Origin of the sequence: Kitasatospora indigofera (genome assembly GCF_014655955.1) — a bacterium.
Taxonomy (GTDB): domain Bacteria; phylum Actinomycetota; class Actinomycetes; order Streptomycetales; family Streptomycetaceae; genus Kitasatospora; species Kitasatospora indigofera.
In genome coordinates this window covers 1-3778 of the sequence record NZ_BNBO01000120.1, presented here as the reverse complement: position 1 = coordinate 3778, position 3778 = coordinate 1, and the positions used below count along the sequence as shown (strand labels likewise).

Genomic DNA, 3778 nt, shown 5'->3' with positions numbered 1-3778 from the left:
CCTCTTCGGCAGCCGCCCGGCCGCACCGCCCGCCCGCCGGCCCGACACCGCCGGGTCGGCCGCCTGACCGCCTGACCGTCCGGCCTCGCGGGGGCGTTCCGTCCCGCCGTTCCTTCACCGCACCGTCCCGCCCGGCGCCCGCCGGACGGGACGGTGTCGCGTTTCCGCCGCCGCACTGCCGGGTGCCGGCCCGGCGGCCGGGCCCTCACCGCCGGGCCCTCACCGGGGGCGGGCGGGCGGTGTCTGCTCGGCCAGGACGGCCGTCGCCCGTTCCAGCAGGGCGCAGAGCGCGGCGTGCTCCTCCGGCGTGAACGCGGCGGTGAGGGCGCGCTCCAGGACGATCACCTCCTGGTAGGCGAGGTCGAGCACCGCGCGGCCGTCCTCGGTGGGCGTGGCGATCTGCACCTTGGCGTGCACGGGGGACGGGTCACGGCGGATCAGCGCCTTGCCCTCCATGGTGCCGAGGACGCTGGCCATGCTCTGCTGGGTCACCCCGCAGGCCCGGGCCACCTGGGCGGCGGACATGCCGCCCTCGCGGGAGAGGGTCAGCAGCACGGTGTACTGCGTCATGGTCAGTCCGTGGCCGCGCAGCACGGCTTCGTGGTGAGCCATCAGCGCCTGCTCCGAGCGCCTGATCCGGGTGCAGAGGTACTCCTCGACCGGGATGTCGGTCACGTCCTCACTCCAATACACAGCTTCATGGGTTGACTCAGGTACCTGTGACATCTAGCGTCTCCTGATGACACAGGGTACTGAGTCAGCACAGGAGGCTGCATTCATGCGCGCGATCGTTCTCGACGTCGACGACACCTACCGGGTCACCGAACTCGACGAGCCGGCCCCGGGGCCCGGCGAGGTGGCGGTCCGGGTGGCCTACGCCGGCATCCAGTGGGGCGACACGATGGTCGAGGACGGCATCTTCCCCGTGCCGCGCCCCTTCGTCCCGGGCTTCGAAGCCTCCGGGCACATCGCCGCGGTCGGTGCGGGCGTCGACGAGGGCCGGATCGGCGAGCCCGTCGCCGCGCTCGTCCCCGGCGGCGCCTTCGCCGAGGTGGTCGTGGTGCCCGCGGTCCTCGCCCTGGCCGCCGGCGACGTCCCGCTGCCGGTGGCGGCGGGCTTCGGCTGGGGCACGCCGACCGCCTACGACCTGGTCAACACCGCCGCCCGGGTGGGCGAGGGCGAGAGCGTGCTGATCCACGCCGCCGCCGGTGCGGTCGGCACGCTCGCGGCCCAGTTCGCCAGGCTGGCCGGGGCCGGCCGGGTCGTCGGGGTGGCCGGCAGCCCCGCCCGGGCCGGGTACGCGGCCGCCTTCGGCTTCGACCAGGTCCTGCTGCGCGGGGAGTTCCCGGCCGGGCTGGGCGCCGAGCGGTTCGACGTGGTCCTCGACCCGGTCGGCGGCCGGACCCGGCGGGAGAGCCTACGGGTGCTCGCCCCGCACGGGCGGCTGGTGGCGTACGGAAGCATCGACGGCGGCGAACCCGTCCTCGCCGACGCCGACGAACTGCTGATGAGCGGCAGGTCGCTGCTCACCTGGAACAGCAACCTGCTGAGCCGGACCCACCCCGAGCGCCTGGCCGGCTCCGCCCGCCGCGCGCTCGGCCTGCTCGCCGGGGGCCTGATCCGGGTCGACGTCACCGCCGAGTACGACCCGGCCGACCTCGGCCTCGCGGTCGGGCGGCTGCGTGCGGGCGTCACCCACGGCAAGAGCGTCCTCCGGGTCGCCGGCCGGCTCGGGTCGCGGCCCTAGCGGGACGCCGTGGGGAGCGGGCGAGCGGGTTGCGGGGTGCGGGGCGGCGCGGACCCGGCCGGCCGTGCCGCCGCCGCGCGGAGTCCGAGACGGCAGGGCACCGTACGACCAGCCCCGCTTGAGGAACAGACCTGGCCGTACGGGTCCCGACCACCTGCGCGGATCCACTGCGGATTCCCGCCTCGTGGGGGCGCGATCCGATTCAAGCAGCCGGGCGGCCCCGCGGCCGAGTGGTGCCGCGTACCAGGCGGGCGCCCGGCGGCTGGAGGATCGGACAGCGGGACGCCCCGTCCGGGGGCGTGCTCCTGGACCGTCGTCCCGTCCGGCGCGGTCAGGCCCCGGTGCGGTCAGGACCCCGGCACGGTCACCGGGCCGCAGCCGCAGGAGACCCGGACGGTCAGCTCCACCGGGAACCGCCGCAGCTGCGGGACGTCGCCGTCCGGCTCCGCGTCCTTGCGGTCGAGGACGAGTTCCACGGCCGCCCGGGCCATCCCCCGCTGGTCCGAGGCCACGGTGGTGAGCGGCGGACAGGTGATCGCGGTCTCCTGGATGCCGTCGAAGCCGATCACCGCCAGGTCCTCCGGGACGCGCAGGCCGAGCTCCGTCGCCGCGCGCAGCAGCCCGATCGCCTGGTCGTCGGTGACGCAGAAGACCGCCCCCGGACGGTCCGGCTCCGCGAGCAGGCGGCGGGCCACCGCGTGGGCCCGGACCCGGTCGAAGGGGGCGTGGGTCAGCTGCCCGCGGGTGTCGAGGCCGGCCCGGGCCATCGCCTCGGCCCAGCCGGCGACCCGGCCGGCGACCGGGTCGTGCGGGCCCAGGTGGTGGGCCGCGCCGAAGCAGTGCACCCGGCGGTGGCCGTGCGCCAGCAGGTGGTCCACGGCGAGCGCGGCGCCGCCGCGGTCGTCGGTGACGACGGCCGCGCCGTGGCCGGGGGCGACCTGGTGGTGCAGCATCACCATCGGTGTCCGGCCGTCGGCCTCGAAGCTGGACAGCTCGGGGGTGGAGGCGTTCTGGCTGACCAGGATCAGGCCGTCCACCTGCATGCCGAGGAAGGCCCGGACGTAGTGGTGCTCGCGGCTGTCGGCGTAGTCGGAGTTGCCGATGAGCAGCAGCCTGCCGCGCTCGGTCACCACCTGTTCGACGGCGTGGGCGAGGGCCCCGAAGAACGGCTGGCGGGTGTCGGGGACGACCATGCCGATCAGGTCGGTGCGCTTGCGGGCCATCGCCTGGGCGACCCGGTCCGGCCGGTAGCCCAGTTCGGCGATCGCGGCGAGGACCTTCTCGCGCGTGGCCCGCGCGACCGGGCGCGGGCCGTCGTTGATGACGTAGCTGACGACCGCGGTGGAGGTCCCGGCGAGCCTGGCCACGTCGTCGCGCGTCACTTTGGGCATCCCCGGAGCCTACACGCGGCCGGGAGCCGGACGGATGGGGCGAACCGGCCCGCCGCCCGCTCCCGCGCCCCGCGCCGGGGGCCGGCCGCGGGGCCCGCCGGCCGGCCGGCGGCCGTGGCCCGGCGGCCTTCCCTCACAGCCGTGCCGGCCGGCGGTGAAGGCCGCGTAACGGCGGTGACGCGATCTTCGCCGTCCCGCGCAACACGTGCTGCCTACGTTGGGTCTCCGGCGGGGCGTCCGGCGGCACACCGGCGGAGGCGCGACGGACAGGGCTCCTGGTCCTGCGAGGGCAGAGGGGGAACCCGTGGCGGGGACGGACGGCGGTCAGGTACGGACGGTCTGCTCGTACTGCGGTGTCGGCTGCGGGATCGTGCTGGACCTGAAGCGCGGCGCGGACGGCCGTCGGAGCGTCGCCAAGGTGACGGGGGACAAGGCCCACCCGGCGAACGGCGGCCGGCTCTGCACCAAGGGCGCCACCCACGCGGACCTGCTGGCCGCGCCCGGCCGGCTGGGGACGGCGCTGGTCCGCACCGCACGGGACGAACCGGCGGTGCCCACGGACGTGGACGCGGCCGTGACCGCGGTCGCGCGGCGGTTGCGGGCGATCCTGGAGGAGCACGGGCCGGACGCGTTGTCGTTC

The 3778-nt window shown here is 76.2% G+C and carries 4 protein-coding genes; 2 read left to right on the top strand and 2 right to left on the bottom strand.

Annotated features, from left to right (window positions below):
* Positions 1-219: 219 nt before the first annotated feature.
* A complete protein-coding gene (locus IE329_RS39645) occupies positions 220-675 on the bottom strand; it encodes a MarR family winged helix-turn-helix transcriptional regulator (RefSeq protein WP_229928153.1) in 456 nt (151 codons plus the stop codon).
* 103 nt (positions 676-778) lie between these two features.
* On the opposite strand from IE329_RS39645, the gene IE329_RS39640 reads away from it, so the two are divergent.
* A complete protein-coding gene (locus IE329_RS39640) occupies positions 779-1747 on the top strand; it encodes a quinone oxidoreductase family protein (protein WP_190215925.1) in 969 nt (322 codons plus the stop codon).
* A 347-nt stretch (positions 1748-2094) separates the two neighbouring features.
* Here IE329_RS39640 and IE329_RS39635 read toward each other — a convergent pair whose 3' ends face one another.
* The gene (locus tag IE329_RS39635; protein WP_190215924.1) at positions 2095-3138 is read right to left on the bottom strand and encodes a LacI family DNA-binding transcriptional regulator; all 1044 of its coding nucleotides are present in this window, start codon (positions 3136-3138) and stop codon (positions 2095-2097) included.
* A 304-nt stretch (positions 3139-3442) separates the two neighbouring features.
* Here IE329_RS39635 and IE329_RS39630 point away from each other — a divergent pair.
* Positions 3443-3778: hypothetical protein (locus IE329_RS39630; protein WP_190215923.1), on the top strand; the 336-nt coding region annotated here is incomplete at its 3' end.

Bases quoted from the DNA above. Each gene is read 5' to 3' on its own strand.
- IE329_RS39640 (WP_190215925.1), top strand. From the start codon at position 779: ATGCGCGCGATCGTTCTCGACGTCGACGACACCTACCGGGTCACCGAA.
- IE329_RS39635 (WP_190215924.1), bottom strand. From the start codon at position 3,138: ATGCCCAAAGTGACGCGCGACGACGTGGCCAGGCTCGCCGGGACCTCC.